The 16,374-nt window shown below is 59.1% G+C and carries 16 protein-coding genes and 1 other RNA gene; 4 read left to right on the forward strand and 13 right to left on the reverse strand.

What is annotated here, in order from left to right; translation table 11 throughout:
* Positions 1–61 precede the first annotated feature (61 nt).
* Positions 62–1,057, forward strand: a complete 996-nt coding sequence (locus tag AB4Z35_RS17515; RefSeq protein WP_442098339.1) for a metallophosphoesterase — start codon at positions 62–64, stop codon at positions 1,055–1,057.
* A 202-nt stretch (positions 1,058–1,259) separates the two neighbouring features.
* Here AB4Z35_RS17515 and AB4Z35_RS17520 read toward each other — a convergent pair whose 3' ends face one another.
* The gene (locus AB4Z35_RS17520; protein WP_442098340.1) at positions 1,260–2,636 is read right to left on the reverse strand and encodes a DUF2252 domain-containing protein; all 1,377 of its coding nucleotides are present in this window, start codon (positions 2,634–2,636) and stop codon (positions 1,260–1,262) included.
* Positions 2,637–2,778: 142 nt separating this feature from the next.
* On the opposite strand from AB4Z35_RS17520, the gene AB4Z35_RS17525 reads away from it, so the two are divergent.
* Complete coding sequence (locus AB4Z35_RS17525; protein WP_442098342.1) at positions 2,779–3,687, forward strand: YeeE/YedE thiosulfate transporter family protein; 909 nt, start codon at positions 2,779–2,781, stop codon at positions 3,685–3,687.
* A 53-nt stretch (positions 3,688–3,740) separates the two neighbouring features.
* On the opposite strand, the gene AB4Z35_RS17530 is transcribed toward AB4Z35_RS17525, so the two are convergent.
* Positions 3,741–3,989 (reverse strand): hypothetical protein, encoded by a 249-nt coding sequence (locus AB4Z35_RS17530; RefSeq protein ID WP_442098343.1) that lies wholly within the window; start codon positions 3,987–3,989, stop codon positions 3,741–3,743.
* A 1-nt stretch (position 3,990) separates the two neighbouring features.
* Positions 3,991–4,353 (reverse strand): DUF6124 family protein, encoded by a 363-nt coding sequence (locus AB4Z35_RS17535; protein WP_442098345.1) that lies wholly within the window; start codon positions 4,351–4,353, stop codon positions 3,991–3,993.
* Positions 4,354–4,613: 260 nt separating this feature from the next.
* On the opposite strand from AB4Z35_RS17535, the gene AB4Z35_RS17540 reads away from it, so the two are divergent.
* Positions 4,614–4,865, forward strand: coding sequence for a helix-turn-helix transcriptional regulator (locus AB4Z35_RS17540; protein ID WP_442098346.1), 252 nt, complete (start codon positions 4,614–4,616; stop codon positions 4,863–4,865).
* A 29-nt stretch (positions 4,866–4,894) separates the two neighbouring features.
* Here the strand turns inward: AB4Z35_RS17540 and AB4Z35_RS17545 are convergent, their stop codons facing one another.
* From AB4Z35_RS17545 to AB4Z35_RS17585, 9 genes are all read right to left on the reverse strand, one after another.
* Entirely contained in the window at positions 4,895–5,356 is a 462-nt protein-coding gene (locus AB4Z35_RS17545) for an isochorismatase family protein (protein ID WP_442098348.1), read from the reverse strand.
* 178 nt (positions 5,357–5,534) lie between these two features.
* Positions 5,535–5,928: a transfer-messenger RNA gene (gene ssrA / locus AB4Z35_RS17550) on the reverse strand.
* Between the two features lie 94 nt (positions 5,929–6,022).
* Entirely contained in the window at positions 6,023–6,301 is a 279-nt protein-coding gene (locus AB4Z35_RS17555) for a hypothetical protein (RefSeq protein WP_442098350.1), read from the reverse strand.
* A 335-nt stretch (positions 6,302–6,636) separates the two neighbouring features.
* Positions 6,637–6,912: a hypothetical protein gene (locus AB4Z35_RS17560; protein WP_442098351.1), complete on the reverse strand. Its 276-nt coding sequence runs from the start codon at positions 6,910–6,912 to the stop codon at positions 6,637–6,639.
* A 199-nt stretch (positions 6,913–7,111) separates the two neighbouring features.
* Positions 7,112–9,922 carry an FAD-binding and (Fe-S)-binding domain-containing protein gene (locus tag AB4Z35_RS17565; RefSeq protein ID WP_442098352.1) on the reverse strand — a complete coding sequence of 937 codons (2,811 nt, stop codon included), beginning with the start codon at positions 9,920–9,922 and terminating at the stop codon, positions 7,112–7,114.
* Complete coding sequence (locus tag AB4Z35_RS17570; RefSeq protein WP_442098353.1) at positions 9,919–10,590, reverse strand: LutC/YkgG family protein; 672 nt, start codon at positions 10,588–10,590, stop codon at positions 9,919–9,921. Before AB4Z35_RS17570 ends, AB4Z35_RS17565 begins: the two co-directional genes overlap by 4 nt.
* Positions 10,590–12,041 carry a LutB/LldF family L-lactate oxidation iron-sulfur protein gene (locus AB4Z35_RS17575; protein WP_442098354.1) on the reverse strand — a complete coding sequence of 484 codons (1,452 nt, stop codon included), beginning with the start codon at positions 12,039–12,041 and terminating at the stop codon, positions 10,590–10,592. Before AB4Z35_RS17575 ends, AB4Z35_RS17570 begins: the two co-directional genes overlap by 1 nt.
* Entirely contained in the window at positions 12,038–12,862 is an 825-nt protein-coding gene (locus AB4Z35_RS17580; RefSeq protein ID WP_007993564.1) for a (Fe-S)-binding protein, read from the reverse strand. The genes AB4Z35_RS17575 and AB4Z35_RS17580 overlap by 4 nt, the downstream gene beginning before the upstream one ends.
* A gap of 151 nt (positions 12,863–13,013) precedes the next feature.
* Positions 13,014–14,708 (reverse strand): lactate permease LctP family transporter, encoded by a 1,695-nt coding sequence (locus tag AB4Z35_RS17585; protein ID WP_007993566.1) that lies wholly within the window; start codon positions 14,706–14,708, stop codon positions 13,014–13,016.
* 261 nt (positions 14,709–14,969) lie between these two features.
* On the opposite strand from AB4Z35_RS17585, the gene AB4Z35_RS17590 reads away from it, so the two are divergent.
* Positions 14,970–15,737: an FCD domain-containing protein gene (locus AB4Z35_RS17590; RefSeq protein WP_442098355.1), complete on the forward strand. Its 768-nt coding sequence runs from the start codon at positions 14,970–14,972 to the stop codon at positions 15,735–15,737.
* Between the two features lie 147 nt (positions 15,738–15,884).
* Here the strand turns inward: AB4Z35_RS17590 and smpB are convergent, their stop codons facing one another.
* Positions 15,885–16,367: an SsrA-binding protein SmpB gene (gene smpB, locus AB4Z35_RS17595; RefSeq protein WP_007993569.1), complete on the reverse strand. Its 483-nt coding sequence runs from the start codon at positions 16,365–16,367 to the stop codon at positions 15,885–15,887.
* Between the last annotated feature and the right edge of the window lie 7 nt (positions 16,368–16,374).

The raw sequence follows: 16,374 nt of genomic DNA on the forward strand, positions 1-16,374 counted from the left end.
CTGATTGAATCGCACAAATTCCCCCTCGACATTTGTAAAACGCCTGGTGCTCCGGAGGGTCGTGCTCGGCTCAAGCATTGCCTTCGCTCTACTGCTGACCGCGGGCAGTTACTGGCTGCTCACGCCGCCTTCACCCTATGTTCCGCTGAGCGGCCTGGACCCCGCGTCGGTGTCGTTGATCGCCGTGGGCGATCAAGGCAGCGGTGACTTGCAACAGTGGCGAGTGGGGCAAGCCATGGAGCGCGTCGCGACCCGAGAGGGGCGCCTGGACATGGTGGTATTCCTGGGCGACAACTTCTACGGCAAGCCATTGACCAGTACCCACGATTTCCACTGGGAAACCCGATTCGAGCGTGTCTATTGGGGACGCTGGCTCAGCCATGTGCCGTTTTACGCGGTGCTGGGTAACCACGATTACCCGGTGTCGCAAAAATACGAGATTGAGTACGGCCAACAGCACAAGGGGTCAGGTCGCTGGCAGATGCCGGCGAATTTCTACGTCAGGGATTTCGGTAATGCTGACGGGCGGCCATTGGTGCGGATGGTGTTCCTCGACACCTCGGCGCCACGTGAACGTTTGCAGCAGCAAATCGACTTTATCGATCAGGCGTTCCAGGCACCCGGGCCGGCTCCGGTATGGCGAATAGCCGCGTCCCATCACCCGGTGCGCAATCAAGGCGAGCATGGCGAGGAGTCGGATCTGGTCACCCGGCTCTTGCCAGTGCTGGAACGCAACCACGTCGATATGCTTTTGTCAGGTCATGATCACAACCAGCAATTGCTGTTACGTGCAGGTGAACCCGCGTGGGTCATTTCCGGGGCGGGTGGCCAGAGGCTGAGTGCTCTGAACGAGCCAACACCGGATAGCACGTTTACTGCCTCGCGGGCTGGTTTTGCCAAACTCGACCTGAGTGCCACTCAACTCAGGCTGGGGTATTACAACGACCGAGGCGAGCTGGAATCCGGTTATCGCTGGGCCAGAGACTGCCAGTGGATGGCCAAAGGCTGTTTGCTGCCCGAGCAGTCGCAAGGGAGCGTCGTGCAGTCGGCACAGTGATGGACGGTGTCGGCCAGATACAACCAGCGGTGGTCGTCAGGCAAATTCGCAGGCAAAAAAGGTTCTTCACGCAATCCCGGGAAACTGTAGGAGCCAGCCTGCTGGCGATGGACTCAAGTGCGCCGCGTTCATCCAGTTCATACGCGTTATCGTTAACGACCATCGCCAGCAGGCTGGCTCCTACAAGGGGCCGTGCCCATGCTTAAACCCGTGCCTGCAATCGACCCTTGCGACAGGCTTGCTGGAATCGCTCGAAATCGCGCTCGTTCTGCTCGGTATAACCCCGGGCATATTTATAGAGCGCGTCGGCCAGTGCCTCGCTCTTGCCGATGTAGCCGCTGATCACCGCCGCGCGCCCGGAAGACTTGGCATGGGCACGAGCCAGGGCCCGGCCGCAGAGCCGGCCATAGGCCGCGAATGCGTCGCCATCGAAAGTCTCGAGTTCGGCGGAGATTTTCATATCGCGCAATTGCCGCACATAGAAATGCCGCCCGCTGGGGCCGGTGGTCCAGCCGAGGAACAGGTCGCTGGCCGATTGCATCAACCGCTGACCGTCGACCACCCGCTGCCCTTCATGCCGCACTCGTGACTTGGCTTTCACGTAGCCTGCGAGCACCGAGCGCCGCGCTTCCTTGAATTGCAGGAATAACGGGAACTCCTGATCGTCGGTCAACAGTGCCACCAGACAACGGGTGCCGACACTGCCGACGCCCACCACTTTGAACGCCATGTCCTGAACATGAAACCGCGACACCAGATCGCGGCGGTCCGCTTGCAGGGTGCCGCGATAGTCGCGCATGAAGGTGTCGTAGAGCGGGCGCCAGTCCGAGAGGCGCAACCAGTCATCATCGGCGTCCAGCAGCGTGGTGTTTTTGTGCAGGTGGAAAATTTCCGGTAGGTCATCGCGAATGATCAGACGACCATGGGCGTCGCGTTCGCTGATTTTTGGCAGCAGTTCGGCATGGGTGCGACGCTCGGCTTTTTCGATGGCCCGTTCCACGTGTTCCAGGGTGCTTTTGTTGGCCTGCGCCAGCAGGTCGTCATAGCTGATGGACTCGTACCAGGTTTCCAGCGCACTTTGTTCGGCGCATTCGAGCATGGTTTTCTGATAGGCGCCCACGACCTGATGGCAAACCGTTTCTTCAACCGTTTCCCCATGACGCAGATCGCGAGCCGCCACCAGGAAACTTGCCACCAGACGTTTCAAGTCCCACTCCCACGGCCCGGGATGGGCTTCGTCGAAGTCGTTGACGCTGAACAGCAAATTGCGTTCAGGCGTTGCGAAACCACCGAAATTCATCAGGTGGCTATCACCGCAAATCGGCGAATCAAACCCCATGTTCGAGGTGCCCGCCAGGTCGTGGGCCTGCAGCAGCGCATTGCCGCGATAGAAGGTGAAAGGTGACACCAGCATTCGCCCGTAGCGCAACTCCACCAGCGATTTGACGCGTCCTTCACTCGACGCCTTGATCAGCGCTATCGGGTCGCGGGCGACATTTCCCAAGGAGGCTTGCGAACTGCGCGAACACTTCTTGCGCGCATCCTTGCCTTGCTTCAAGCGATCGGTGAGGGTGGTCATGAGGGCCTATTCGACAGGTGTTGTAGGGCATATGCGGATTGAGTGTAGAAGGGCTTTACGGGGGCATCCCAAGTGTTTGCGCAACGGCTAGTCTCTCTCTCAGGCATCGGCGCGATGTCACTGACCGGAAACAGGGAGGCCTGTGCTTTCACTGCTCATTTCGCTGGTGTTGGCGTTCCTTGTCGGCTGGGTGTCCCAACGCATGGGCATGTGTCTGGTCAACGCCATGGGGCTGCTGCTCAAGCGCCGGCCGACCCTGTTCGTGTCGTTGGTCAGTTGCGGTTTGTTCGGCCTGTTGCTCGCGCCGTTCTACGCCTTGTTTGGCGTCAGTCAGCCGTTGTTCATTCCCGAGGTCGGCTACATGTCGCTGGTCGGTGGCGGGCTGTTGTTCGGCCTCGCCTCGGTGCTCAATGACGGATGCAGCGTCGGCACCCTGACCAAACTCGCCAGCGGCAACCTGAACAAGGTCTTCACCATCCTCGGCTGGGTGCTGGGCATCGTGCTGTGGCATCACTTGAACATGCTGACCGAACACCGGGCTCTGCAAATGCCGATGATTTCCAGCCGTCATTACTGGCTGGTCATCGGCATCGTGCTGCTGATTTTGCTGTTTTTAATCCGGATCCACGGCGACAAACACCTGGTGCTGTCGAGCCTGTTGCTGGGCGCGCTGACCAGCGCCCTCTACACCTTCGAACCGCAGTGGACGCCCAGCGTGTTCTTTTACGATCTCTCGCAAATGTTCTGGTTACCGGGCGAAAACATGCTGACCCAGCAACGTGTCGCGGTGTTCAGCCTGTTGCTGGTGGGCATGCTCTGTTACACATTGCATCGTCGTACGTTCAACTATCAGCGGTTCGAAGCGATGACGGCGGGCAGGCATTTACTGGCTGGCGTACTCATGGGGACCGGTGCCTCGATGATGCTGGGCGGGAATGACTCGCAGATATTGTTGGTGTTTCCGACACTGACCTGGGTAGGCGCTGTGCCGTTGGTGTCGATTGTGTTGGGGATATTGGTGGGGGTTGGGGCGAGGCGGTTGCGTGGTTGAGTGATAGCGGCTCTGAGTTGGACGATCTCAATGAGACCGTCCATGTTCAAGGATCAAACCTGCATCTGCAACCGCCGCCCAACCACATCCAGCAAATCGCAACCATCGCGCAGGGAAGTGACCAGCACCCGCGCCTGTTCGCTGTAAACGCCTTCGTCAGCCGCGAAGCTCTCCAGCAATTGCGTCGCGGTTCGAATGCGATAGGCCGCTGTTTCGTGCAGCACATCCAGCGGTGCCTCGGTGTCGATCAGCAGCGAAGCAATAGTGCAGTCGATACCGGTCATCGGCATGTATCGATCCATCTCAAGCCTCCACTTCATCGAGTGGCGCGATGTTGTCCAGCGCCCGGTTCACCAGTAATTCAGCCAACACTGCCAGTTGCTGGATCGCCAACGCGATGTTGCGACGTGAGCTCTCAAGCTCACAGGCCAGGTCAGTGCTCATGACGTTGAGCGAGGCGAGGGTTTCGCTGGCGTGGGTGAGCAGGGACGGTGTGTCGATGTTGGGGCGGATGGTGAAGACGTGGCTGATGGGGTCGAGGTGGTTGGGGTTGCGGAAGCGGGCGCTGATGGCGGGTTCGGTGGTTTCGGAGAGTTTGGATAAGTCGGGTGTTTTGTTGGTTGGATCAGATGAAGAGTTTTGTGGAGTGGGGCTGTGTTGTTTCATGATGGAGATTCTGGTCTATTCATAGGAGCTGCCCCGGTTTTCAGTCTGTCAAAACTGATCGCTGATGTTCAGCGACCCCAGAAGGCTATCTTCGAGAATCAGCGTCCGCCAGTTCATGAAAGGCGATGCGTCTTGCGGGAAATTTCCTAGGAAGTGAGGGAGATGTCGAGATAGGTAACTGCCTGGGTGCTGAGTCAAATCGATTTGCAGTAATGTCCTGTATGCAATACATCTGGCCACCAATGTCACGGTAACCGAACATGGATCAATCACTTCTATTGTCCCGCCTCGGGCGTCAAATACTTGAAGCGCGTAAGAATCACGGTCTGACGCAAGCAAGAGTTGCCGAGCTTTCCGGATTGCCACGACAGAAAGTCATTGCGGTGGAACAGGGGGCTTCCACCGTTGCCATGGTCGCGTATGCCCGAGTCTTGTGCGCGTTGGATTGTGAACTTTCGGTCATTCCTGCTGCATTGCCGACGCTTGAAGAGCTAGGCGAATTGTTCGAGTGATACGACTTCTTTAGCGTGAATAAAACAGCTTACAAATCCACCAATTTTACCGTGTGCTTGAAATGATGCTCCCAAAGCCTGACCCCCAACCCGCCCGTCCGGTCCAGCGACGACCCCACCGTCAAATCCGTAATCAACGTCGGCTGCAAACCCGCATCAAACAGCGCAAACCCTGCCGCCAGGCAGCAGGTCTCCGTCTGAAGGCCGCAGACCAATACCCGGTCCACCTTCAGGCTTTTTAGGTACTCGATGGTCTCGGGCGACGGCGCGTATCCGTGCTTGATGAAGATGCGGTCAGCCTGGATCAGACAGTCGTCGTCCGGGGCGGGGTGCCAGCCGAGCTGTTTCTGGAAGGGGGTTTTGGATTCGTCGTGGCGTTCGACGGTGGCGACGCTGGGCAGGGTGCCGATGAGTGTCTGGATGCCATCGATGAGCCATTGGGGTGGGGCGAAACTGGGCTGGAGGTCGATGATCAGGAGGGCTTGGCGCATGGGCGTCTCCGGGGTAGGTCGCGGTGACGGTGGCTTCTGTGGCCGCTGGGTATTTGTGTTGATCTGGCTGGCCTCTTCGCGGGCAAGCCCGCTCCCACAGGGGGGAGGTGTGGCATGGATTGTAGAGTCCCGGATGCAACAAAACCCGCACTTGGCGGGTTTTGTTTTGCTTCGTATTTGGTGGAGCCGGGGGGATTTGAACCCCCGTCCGCCAGTACTCCGCTGTCGGTACTACATGCGTAGCCGTGTCTATTAAGTTAACCCTCAGCGACCCGACGGGCAGGGTGCTTTGGGCGAGTTGTGTAAGTTTTAGCCGCTTCGTCCACAACGTACTGCACGGCGATTCTGTTCTATATGACAATCACTTTGGGTTTACAGACATCCCCTGATGATTGCTGGACCCGAAGGTACCAGGAGGGAAGGGCTAAGGCTGCTTACGCAGCGAGAGCGTATTCCCCGTAGGTTTCGTCATTGGCAACTATAGGAAGTTGCAACAGTGGATTTACGAGTTCTGTTACCAACTCGGCATGCACCTAAAGTTTCGCAACCGGCGTCGAATCCTAAACGGCCCCGAGCCTGATGCTCTGTGAATCAAGTGAGCAACAAGCCTGTACAGTGTACGTCAACGTGACTCAGAAGGCCAACCCGAAGGTTGGCCACCACAAATTATGGGTTGGGCTCGTTGCTCTGTCTGTCAGCGAGTGCCAATGCCTGGGTGGCCTCGGTGACGCATTTTTTGTCGTCTCCGGAGGCTTGTGAGGCTTCGGCGCTGGACATCAGTCTTTTGATCTCCATTGTGGTGTTTCCGGAGGTCGCCGGCAGCGCATTCACTTTGCCTTTGAGCTCTTGCAGCTTGCTCGTACAGAGGTTGTTGTCCACAGCAAATACAGGAGTGGCCAGCATTGCAGCAGAAATGAACAGGCCAGCGAGTGCGGTACGTTTCATGGATATCTCCTGGATCGGATGGTCTCGGTGCTGACGTATGAGCGGGCGGCCAGGCCGAGCCCGAAAAACAGCCACGATTGATGGGGCCTGTCTAAAAGACTACGACGTAACGCAAGAATTCGGTTTTTTCAGAAAACGTGTCGAGCTTTTTCCAGAGATGCGCACGGTTACACATTTCCAGACCCCGGATGCAACAAAACCCGCAACTGGCGGGTTTTGGTTTGCTGCGTATCGGACGCAGCCGGGCTTTGAACTCCCGGCTGCCAGTACTTCGTTGTTGATTTACGCCAACAAGGCCCAGGAGGCCAACCCGAAGGCTGGCCCTGAGTTGAGAGTTACTTCCCGCCTTTGCTCGCGTTCTTGAGGTCCTGGATGGTTTGGTTGGTCTCGGCGACGCAATCATCAATACCTTTTTTGGTGCCTTTTGCATGGTCGGCTTGGGCTTTCTCGACAGAGTCCGCTACTTGCTCAGCCATTTCGGGAGGAATCTGTGCCTTTGCGTTTTCGATGGTTTTCAGATTGACCGCGCATTGATCTTTTTCGGCGGCAAACGAGGGGGAGGCCAGCATTGAGGCAGTAACGAACAGACCAAACAGTACAGAACGTTTCATGAGTATCTCCTTGAACTGAGTGGCCAGGCATCGCTGACCATCAGGACGGGCTGCCGAGTTTTGGAAAGGTCCCACGTTTGCAGGACTTGATCTGTGGACTGCGGCGGCACGTCAGGGTTCTATTTATTGCTGTAATGCTGTCGGTTCTGGCAGGAAGCACTAAAAAAGGCGCATGAATGCGCCTTTCGTGAGGTTCTGCTCAGGTCGCCCTAGCCTGGGTAACGCGGTCCACCAGATAGACTAGTCCGTGGTAGTCAATGCCGCCATGTTGCGTTAGCCCGATCTCACAGGTGCGGCTGGTAGATATCCCTTCGCTGCATTGTTGCACCGCGTCCTTGAGCGTGCGCAGCGAATGGGCGTTCAACTCGGGCGTGGTGAAGCCCTTGTCACCGGCAAACCCGCAACAGTGAATGCCTTCAGGAATGACCACGTTTTTGCTGCATTTGCGCGCCAGGTCGATCAGCGCCTGACTTTCGCCAAGGTGCTGAGTGCTGCAAGTGACGTGTACCGCAATCGGCGCTTCCTGCGGTGTGAAGTCGAGGCGATCCACCAAGTGCGTGCGGATGAAACGCACCGGGTCGTAGAGGTCCAGTCGAACTTCGCCAAGGTCTTGAGTGAGCCGTAACGTACACGGGCTGGTGTCGCAATAAATCGGGTCGAGCCCGCCGCGACTGGCGTGCAGCAAGGCGCCGATCAGTTCCTGGCGTTTGTGTTCGGCTTGTTCGGCGTAGCCTTTGGAGGCGAATGGCTGGCCGCAGCACAGGTTGTCCAGATTGTCCGGGAAGACCACCTGGTAACCGGCCTTTTCCAGCAGCCCGCGGGTTTTGTCGTACAACGACACCTGCTCCTTATCTCCCGCCGTTGGCCCCATGACCCGCGACACACACGCCGCCAGGTACACTACCCGAGGGCGTTCGTCCGACACGGCGGGACTGAAGCGGATGGCTTTTTCCGGCTGCGGCATGGCGTTGGTCCATTGCGGGACCTGACCTTTGGACAGCTTCGTCAGCGCCGCCGAGAGTTTTGCCAGGCGTGGCGCGCCCAACAACATCCGTGCGCCATTGGCGACGTGCAGGGTGAACCGCGCCCCTTGTAGCGCCGTGGCGAAATTTCCTTCAAGCCAGTTGGCGGTTTTCGTATGGGTTGCCGTGCGGCTACGGAGTTTTTTCACCAGCTCGCCGGTGTTGATGCCGACCGGGCAACGTTGCGCGCACAGGCCGGTGGCGGCGCAGGTATCGATGCCCTGATATTCGTACGCGGCTTCGAGTTCGGTGGTATCGATGCCGGCGCGTTTTCGCGCCTGAATGTCGCGCCAGATCACGATGCGTTGGCGTGGACTCAGGGTCAGGCCCTTCGACGGGCAGACCGGTTCGCAGAAGCCGCACTCGATGCACTTGTCCACAATCTCGTCGGCGGCCGGCAAGGGCTTGAGGTGCTTGAGGTGGATCTGCGGATCTTCGCTGAGCACCACGTCCGGATTGAGAATGCCGTTGGGATCGAGCAGACGCTTGAGCTGCCACATCAACTGGTAAGCATCGCTGCCCCATTCCAGCTCGACGAACGGCGCCATGTTGCGCCCGGTGCCGTGTTCGGCCTTCAGTGAACCGCCAAATTCCACCGCCACCAGTTGCGCCACGTCATCCATGAACGCCTGGTAGCGTGCGACTTCTTGCGCGTTGTTGAAGCCTTGGGTGAAGACAAAGTGCAGATTGCCTTCCAGCGCGTGTCCGAAAAGGATTGCTTCGTCGTAGTGATGTTTGTCGAACAGCTCGATCAGGCGGTTGACGCCGATGGCCAGTTGTTCGACCGGGAAGGTGACGTCTTCGATGATCACTGTGGTGCCGGTCTTGCGCACCGCGCCGACGGCCGGGAAGGTGTCTTTGCGGATTGCCCAGAGACGGGCGTTTTCCTGAGGGTCTTCAGTGAAATCGACCTGCTTCTCCACCGGGAACGCCTTCAGCGACGCCATGATCTGCGCCAGTTGCTCGTGCAGCAATGTGGGCGATGCGGCGCGGGATTCGATCAGCAAGGCGCAGACATTGTTCGACAGATGCTGTACGAAAGGCGGCATGCCGGGTTTGTTCTGCACTGAACGCAGGCTGCGTCGGTCCAACAGTTCCACGGCCGACACCGGTTGGCTTTTCAACACGGTGACCGCGTTGCAGCAGGTCTCGACATCCGGGAACACAATCAGGGCCGAGGCCTTGTTCGGGTGGTCGATCACCGTGTCATAGGTCACGGCACTGATGAACCCGAGCGTGCCCTCGGAGCCCACCAGCAAGTGGCTCAAGATATCCACAGGCTCGTCGAAATCCACCAGGGCATTGAGCGACAGGCCGGTGGTATTTTTCAGACGGTATTTGTGGCGGATTCTCGCAGCCAGCTCAGCGTTTGCCCGGGTCTCACGACCAAGAGTCGCCAAGCGCTCCAGCAGGGGGGCGTGGCTTTGGCGAAACGCCGCAACGCTGGCGGCGTCTTCAGTGTCGAGACGACTGCCGTCGGCCAGCACCAGACGAATGCCGGCCAGGGTGTGATAGGTGTTTTGTGCCGTGCCGCAGCACATCCCACTGGCATTGTTGGCGACGATTCCGCCGATCTTGCAGGCGTTGATCGAGGCCGGGTCCGGGCCGATCTTGCGTCCGAACGGCGCCAGCCAGGCATTTGCCTGGGCGCCGATCACCCCCGGTTGCAGGCGGATTTGCGCGCCTTGCCCGCGGATTTCGCGACCGTTCCAGTTATCCCCCAGCACGATCAGCACCGAATCGCTGATCGCCTGGCCAGACAGGCTGGTGCCGGCGGCGCGGAAGGTCACCGGCACCCGATCGCGTTGCGCCAGTTGCAGCAGTGCCACCACTTCGTCTTCGGACTCGACGCGAATCACCAGTTGCGGAATCAATCGATAGAAACTGGCATCGGTGCCGAAGGCCAGGGTCGACAGCGGGTCGTCGAAACGTCGTTCTTGAGGAATCAGTTGTTGTGCATCGCGCAGAAAAGCGGCCGGTAGACTCATTGGTCCTCCAGGATCAGCACCACCAGGTCTTTCGGACCGTGGGCGCCGTACGCCAGGACTTGTTCGATGTCGGCGGTCTTCGACGGGCCGGACACCAGCAACGCGTTGGTCGGCATGCCCTGGGCCCATTCGAATTCCTGTTGCACCTGATAGAAGTTGTCGCGGATTTCGCTGGCCTTGAGCAGGGCGAAATGTACCGGTGGTGCCAGGCTCATCAGGCGTGGTTCTTCCCGCGTCGGCCAGAGAATCAGGCTGCCGGTCGCCGCGATGGCGCCGAGGGTGGTGGTCAGGCTCGCCGGGGTATCGTTGAACAGCTCGGCTTTCCATTCTTCAACAGGGCGGTCGTAGGCCTTGAGCATTGGCAGGCCAGGATTATTCGCCCAGTGTTGTGTGATGCGTTGACCGTGGGGTGTTGTCGGTGCGATCAGCAGACTCGGCAACTGGCGGTCCCGTAGCAACTGCGCGAGTAGCGTCGGCCACTCTTCGCCGGACGTCAGATGAATTTCCGTGTGCACCGCTTCCATCAGCTTGCGCAGTTGCGCAATGCGTTGCTCAGGAGCGTAGGTGTAAGGCTGGGTCACCAGTTCGACATCAAAGTTGTCGGCCACCGGTGTGGTGCCTGTCAGACTTTTACGCAGTTTGGCGAGGATATTTTGCTTGGCGCTCATCAGCGATCTCCCTTGGCAAAGTGCTCGCGGGCCATGTCATGCAGTGAGCGGGCAGCGGGTTTCGGTGCGCTGTGATTTTGCGTCCACGGGCCGACATTGCTCGGCGTGAGGGCACGCAAACGGGTGGCGAAAAAACCGAACAGGCGATACAGCGTCGGCGAACTGTTGAGCTTCGCCCAGGCGTTCCAGATGAACCGTTCCTTGCGCGAATACTTGCTGCCCTGACCGCGCATCACTTGATGGGGGCTGTCCGGGGCCTTGACGTTTTCTTCACGCAGACGTCGCAGCAACGCAGGGATCGGGATTTTTACCGGGCATACTTCCCCGCAGGCTCCGCACAGCGAAGAGGCGCTCGGGTGATCCGGGACTTTCGCCAGGCCGACCATGTGCGGGGTGATTATTTTTCCGATAGGCCCGGGGTAAACCTCCCCATAGGCATGGCCGCCAATTCGGGTATACACCGGGCAATGATTCATACAGGCGCCGCAGCGGATGCAGTTCAGGGTCTGACGCAATTCGCTGTCGGCAAAGGCCTGGCTGCGGCCGTTATCGAGCAGTACGAGGTGCACTTCCTGCGGGCCGTCGAGTTCATGTTCCTTGCGCGGGCCGGAGATCATGTTGACGTAAGTGGTGATCGGGATGCCCAGCGCCGAGCGGGTCAGCAGCGACAATAGCGGCACCACGTCGCGCAGGTTTTCCACGACTTTTTCGATACCGGTGACGGCGATGTGCACGGGTGGCACCGTGGTGGTCATGCGACCGTTGCCTTCGTTTTCCACCAGCAGCAGGGTGCCGGTTTCGGCCACGGCGAAGTTGACGCCGGAGACGCCGATGTCCGCTTCGAAGAATTTCTGCCGCAAGACCTTGCGACCGATCTGAATGAGTTGGTCAACGTCCTTGGTGTATTCCACTCCAAGCTTGTCGTGGAACAAGGACGCGACCTGACCGGCGTTCTTGTGGATTGCCGGCATGATTATGTGTGAAGGCTTCTCGTGGTCGAGCTGGACGATGTACTCGCCCATGTCCGATTCCAGGCATTCAATGCCCCGATCAGCAAGGAAATGGTTCATCTCCATTTCTTCGCTGACCATCGATTTGCCCTTGATCACTTGCCGCCCCTCGTGAGCGCGGATGATCGAGAGGACGATGCCATTGGCCTCGTCCACCGTTTCCGCCCAGTGCACTGTCACACCGTTGCGGGTCAGGTTCTGTTCCAGTTGCTCGAGCAGGTCGGGCAACTTGGAGAGCGCGCGGGCACGGATTGCATTGCCCAGTGCGCGCAAGTGTTCTCTTTCGTGGGCATCGCTGAAAGCTGCTGCCCGTTTGGTCATCAGTGAATCCATCGCCTTGCGAAAGTTGCCTCGCAATTGCGCGTCACCCAGCGCGTTGTGGGCGCGGGTGCGGAAATCTTCTTCTACGGCAACCGTAGGAATAATCGTGGAAGTGCTCATCGGGCACCCCCGGTACGCTGCCAGAGGAAGCTGGCCAGATGCTGACCACGCAACGCTTCCTGCTGTTTTTCCAATGAGCCGTTGATGTTCATCAAACAGCCGCAGTCGGCACTCAATACCTGGTGCGCGCCGGACTCCTTCAACGCCCGGGTCTTGTCAGCCACCATCGCGCCGGAAATGTCTGGCATACGGACGCTGAATGTCCCGCCAAAGCCACAGCATTCACTTTCGTGATCGTGATTGACCCGCTCCACATTGCTCAACTGCGACAACAATTCGCGGCCGTGCAGGTGGGTGTTCATTTCACGGCGTGCCGAACACGAGGTGTGCAGCGCCACTTTCACCGGTTCGCCGCTGTCTTTGAGCTGCACCTTGCAGACAAACAACAGGAACTCGGCCAGCTCAAAGGTTCTGGCGGCCAGCGCCTGAACCTGTTTCAACGTTTCCGGCTCGTCCTTGAACAAGTCGGCATAGTGTTCGCGCAACATCCCGGCGCAAGAGCCCGAAGGCACCACCACCGGATAATCCCCGGCAAACAACGCCAGTTGCGAGCGCGCCACGGTCCGTGCCTGCTCGGTGTAACCCGAGGTGTAGGCCGGTTGTCCGCAGCAGCTTTGCCCTTGCGGGTACTCGACACGAATGCCCTCGCGCTCCAGCAGGTGGATCGCGTCCATTCCGGCTTCGGGGTAGAACAAATCCACCACGCAGGTTCCGAACAGATAGACCCGTGACGGTTTCTCGCTGGGGTATTGCCGAGGCTCGGGCAGTGGCGGGGCGACACGGGTCGCATTCGGCACAGCGTTGTAAAAAAGCTCGCTCATCAGGCGTGTCTCCGGGTAGTCCCGGTTATTCGTCCGTTGAGGCCGCTGAATATAGTGAGGGAAGCTTTCAGCAGCCTTACAGACCGGGGTGTGAGTAGCGGACGCCGGGGGCGTGGCCCGGCGTCGGTTTTTATCGTGTTGCTTGTGGTCCTTAGTGCACCAGCATCCCGGTGAACCAGTAGGCTTGGGCCAAGGTGATAAGTCCGACAATCGTTGCAAAGAATAGGCTGTGCTTGAGGGTGAAGCGGAACAGATCCGATTCTTTGCCCACCAGGCCGGTCGCGGCACAAGCCACGGCGATCGATTGTGGCGAGATCATCTTGCCGGTCACGCCGCCGCTGGTGTTCGCCGCCACCAGCAAGGTGTCGTTGACACCGATCTGGTGCGCGGTGGTCGCTTGCAGCGAGCTGAACAGGGCGTTGGACGAGGTATCGGAACCGGTGAGGAAAACCCCCAGCCAGCCGAGAAACGGCGAGAAGAACGGGAACGCTGCGCCCGTTGCCGCCAGTACCAGGGCCATGGTCGAGGACATGCCCGAGTAGTTCGTCACGAAGGCAAACGCCAACACCATGCCGATGGACAGGATCGGCCAGCGCAGTTCATAAAAGGTCTCTTTCAAAGTGGTCAGACCAGTTTTGAAATTGACCTTCAGCACCAGCATCGAGATCAGTGCCGAAAAGAATATCGCCGTGCCGGTCGCGGAAATCGGGTCCAGTTTGAAAACCGCCGGGATGGCGGTCGGCGCGGCCACGATGGGTGCAACCTTGATCACCATCTGGTCCAGGTGCGGAATGGCAAAGTTGAACACGAAGCTGTACATCGAGCCGCCAGCGGCAAACATGGCCTTGAACGGTTTCAGGGTCCAGATGGTGACCAGTACGGTGAGAATCAAAAACGGCGACCAGGCTTTGAAAATTTCCCCGAGGCTGTAGGGTGATGCCACGGTTGTGCGTTTCTGGCCGAAACCACCGACGCTGGCGCTCACCACGGAGGCCGAGACGGCGCCCACAATGTGTTGGCCGGCGGCGCGTTTTGGTTGCCAGACTTTCAGGAACAGGGTCAGGGCAATCAGGCTGGCCAGGGCCGAGGTGATGTCCGGTAGTTCCGGACCGATGAAGTTCGAGGTGAAGTACTGGGTCACGGCAAAGCTCAAGCCGGCCACCAGTGCTGCAGGCCAGGTTTCCCGCACGCCGCGCAGGCCATCCATCATGAACACCAGCCAGAACGGCACGAACATCGACAGTAGCGGCAGTTGACGGCCGGTCATGGCGCCGATCTTGAATGCGTCGATACCGGTCACTTGCCCGGCAACGATGATCGGAATGCCGAGAGCGCCGAAGGCTACTGGCGCGGTGTTGGCGATCAGGCACAGGCCGGCGGCATACAACGGGTTGAAGCCAAGCCCTACCAGCAGGGCGGCGGTAATCGCTACCGGCGCGCCGAAACCAGCCGCGCCTTCGAGGAAGGCGCCGAAGCAGAAACCGATCAGCAGAACCTGCAGGCGCTGGTCATCGGTGATCGACAGAACCGAACTGCGGATGACTTCAAACTGGCCACTCTTGACCGTCAGTTTGTAGAGGAACACCGCTGCCACAATGATCCAGGCAATCGGCCACAGGCCATAAGCGAAGCCATACCCGGCGGCGGCGAACGCCATATCGACGGGCATCTGGAAAGCGAAGATCGCCACCAGAATCGACAAAGCCAGGGTGATGCTGCCGGCTACATGGCCCTTGAGGCGGAATACGGCCAGGGCCAGGAAGAAAAACACGATGGGGATGACGGCGGCGAGTGCGGACAGGCCGAGGCTGCCGAGCGGGGTATAGAGCTGTTGCCAGGTTTGCATATGGGGTGGCCCCTAATTGTTGTTGGTCAGGCACTGATCAGCGTTCTTGGATAATTGGTAAGACCAATTTACAATCGCTGTTGGCTAGGGTAAAAGCCTTGTAGGCGGTGTGTCAATTTGCCGCCCTAAAACTTTTGTCGAATGCAAAGTGCGCAGGTCGTCTGCCTGGTATGACCAAATGCGTTGTGACAGGTGCTGGCGCGGCGCCGATAGGCCAGAATAGAGCCCCGGCGAGCCGTCGGGTCGTGGAGTAATCGAGTTATGGGGTTTGATCAGATTCGTCAGCGCCGTTTGTCTGACGATATTGTCGAGCAGCTTGAGGGCATGATCCTCGAGGGCACGCTGAAAGCGGGTGAGCGCTTGCCGGCCGAGCGCGCACTGGCCGAGCAATTTGGTGTGTCACGCCCTTCGTTGCGCGAAGCCATTCAGAAGCTGACCGCCAAGGGTCTGCTGGTCAGTCGCCAGGGTGGCGGCAACTATGTGGTGGAGTCGCTGGGTAGCACTTTCAGTGATCCCTTGTTGCATCTGCTGGAAAGCAACCCCGAGGCGCAACGCGATCTGCTGGAGTTTCGCCATACGCTGGAAGCGTCCTGCGCCTACTACGCGGCGCTGCGTGCTACGGATGTGGATCGCGAACGGCTGACCGCGGCGTTCAACGAGTTGCAGGACTGCTATTCGCGTCACGAACAGGTGAGTCGTGCCGAAGAGGGGGCCGCGGACGCAAGCTTTCACCTGGCGATCGCCGAGGCCAGCCACAATGCCGTGCTGCTGCACACCATTCGCGGGCTGTTCGACCTGCTCAAGCGCAACGTGGTGACCAACATCGGTGGCATGTACAAGCAGCGCACGGAAACCCGCGACATGCTGATCACGCAGCATCGGGAGTTGTACCAGGCGATTATCGAAGGGCGGGCGGAGCAGGCACGGGAAGTTTCCAGCCGACACATTTTGTATGTGCAGGAGGTGCTGGAAGAAGTGCGTCAGGAAGTGCAGCGCATGGCCCGGGCGGAGCGGCGCAAGGGGATGTAGCGACAGGCGCTTAGTGTGGCGAGGGAGCTTGCTCCCGTTCGGCTGCGCAGCAGTCGCCAGCAGGCTTGATGCCGCCAAGCCAAGGGGCGCTTCGCACCCCGGCGGGAGCAAGCTCCCTCGCCACAATGCCGCAATCCGGCAGAAGAATTACTCTTCCTTGCCCTTGTTGCGCACCGCACGCTGCAACTCCCGACCGGCGTCGCGTTCGCGCTCGGTATCGCGCTTGTCGTATTCCTTCTTGCCCTTGCCCAGAGCGATCTCGCACTTGACCATGTGCTTGCTCCAGTACCAGGACAGGCACACGCAGGCGTAACCCTTCTGCTGCACGGCCGCGGCCAGCTTTTCCAGCTCGCGCCGGTTGAGCAGCAATTTACGGGTGCGCACCGGGTCAGCGATGACGTGGGTGCTGGCGGTCGTCAGGGGCGTAATGTGGCTGCCGAGCAGCCAGGCTTCGCCATCCTTGAGCAGTACGTAGCTGTCAACCAGCTGCAGCTTGCTTGCCCGCAGACTTTTTACTTCCCAGCCGGCCAGGACCAGACCAGCCTCGAACCGATGTTCGATGAAGTAATCGTGTCGCGCCTTTTTATTTTGCGCGATGGTCCCTGTTGGGTGTTTCTTCTGTTTAGCCATAGGGGCG

Origin of the sequence: Pseudomonas sp. KB_15 (assembly GCF_052114525.1) — a bacterium.
Classification (GTDB): Bacteria; Pseudomonadota; Gammaproteobacteria; order Pseudomonadales; family Pseudomonadaceae; genus Aquipseudomonas.

Bases quoted from the DNA above. Each gene is read 5' to 3' on its own strand.
- AB4Z35_RS17520 (WP_442098340.1), bottom strand. From the start codon at position 2,636: ATGACCACCCTCACCGATCGCTTGAAGCAAGGCAAGGATGCGCGCAAG.
- AB4Z35_RS17530 (WP_442098343.1), bottom strand. From the start codon at position 3,989: ATGGATCGATACATGCCGATGACCGGTATCGACTGCACTATTGCTTCG.
- AB4Z35_RS17535 (WP_442098345.1), bottom strand. From the start codon at position 4,353: ATGAAACAACACAGCCCCACTCCACAAAACTCTTCATCTGATCCAACC.
- AB4Z35_RS17540 (WP_442098346.1), top strand. From the start codon at position 4,614: ATGGATCAATCACTTCTATTGTCCCGCCTCGGGCGTCAAATACTTGAA.
- AB4Z35_RS17545 (WP_442098348.1), bottom strand. From the start codon at position 5,356: ATGCGCCAAGCCCTCCTGATCATCGACCTCCAGCCCAGTTTCGCCCCA.
- AB4Z35_RS17555 (WP_442098350.1), bottom strand. From the start codon at position 6,301: ATGAAACGTACCGCACTCGCTGGCCTGTTCATTTCTGCTGCAATGCTG.
- AB4Z35_RS17560 (WP_442098351.1), bottom strand. From the start codon at position 6,912: ATGAAACGTTCTGTACTGTTTGGTCTGTTCGTTACTGCCTCAATGCTG.
- AB4Z35_RS17565 (WP_442098352.1), bottom strand. From the start codon at position 9,922: ATGAGTCTACCGGCCGCTTTTCTGCGCGATGCACAACAACTGATTCCT.
- AB4Z35_RS17570 (WP_442098353.1), bottom strand. From the start codon at position 10,590: ATGAGCGCCAAGCAAAATATCCTCGCCAAACTGCGTAAAAGTCTGACA.
- AB4Z35_RS17575 (WP_442098354.1), bottom strand. From the start codon at position 12,041: ATGAGCACTTCCACGATTATTCCTACGGTTGCCGTAGAAGAAGATTTC.
- AB4Z35_RS17580 (WP_007993564.1), bottom strand. From the start codon at position 12,862: ATGAGCGAGCTTTTTTACAACGCTGTGCCGAATGCGACCCGTGTCGCC.
- AB4Z35_RS17585 (WP_007993566.1), bottom strand. From the start codon at position 14,708: ATGCAAACCTGGCAACAGCTCTATACCCCGCTCGGCAGCCTCGGCCTG.
- AB4Z35_RS17590 (WP_442098355.1), top strand. From the start codon at position 14,970: ATGGGGTTTGATCAGATTCGTCAGCGCCGTTTGTCTGACGATATTGTC.
- smpB (WP_007993569.1), bottom strand. From the start codon at position 16,367: ATGGCTAAACAGAAGAAACACCCAACAGGGACCATCGCGCAAAATAAA.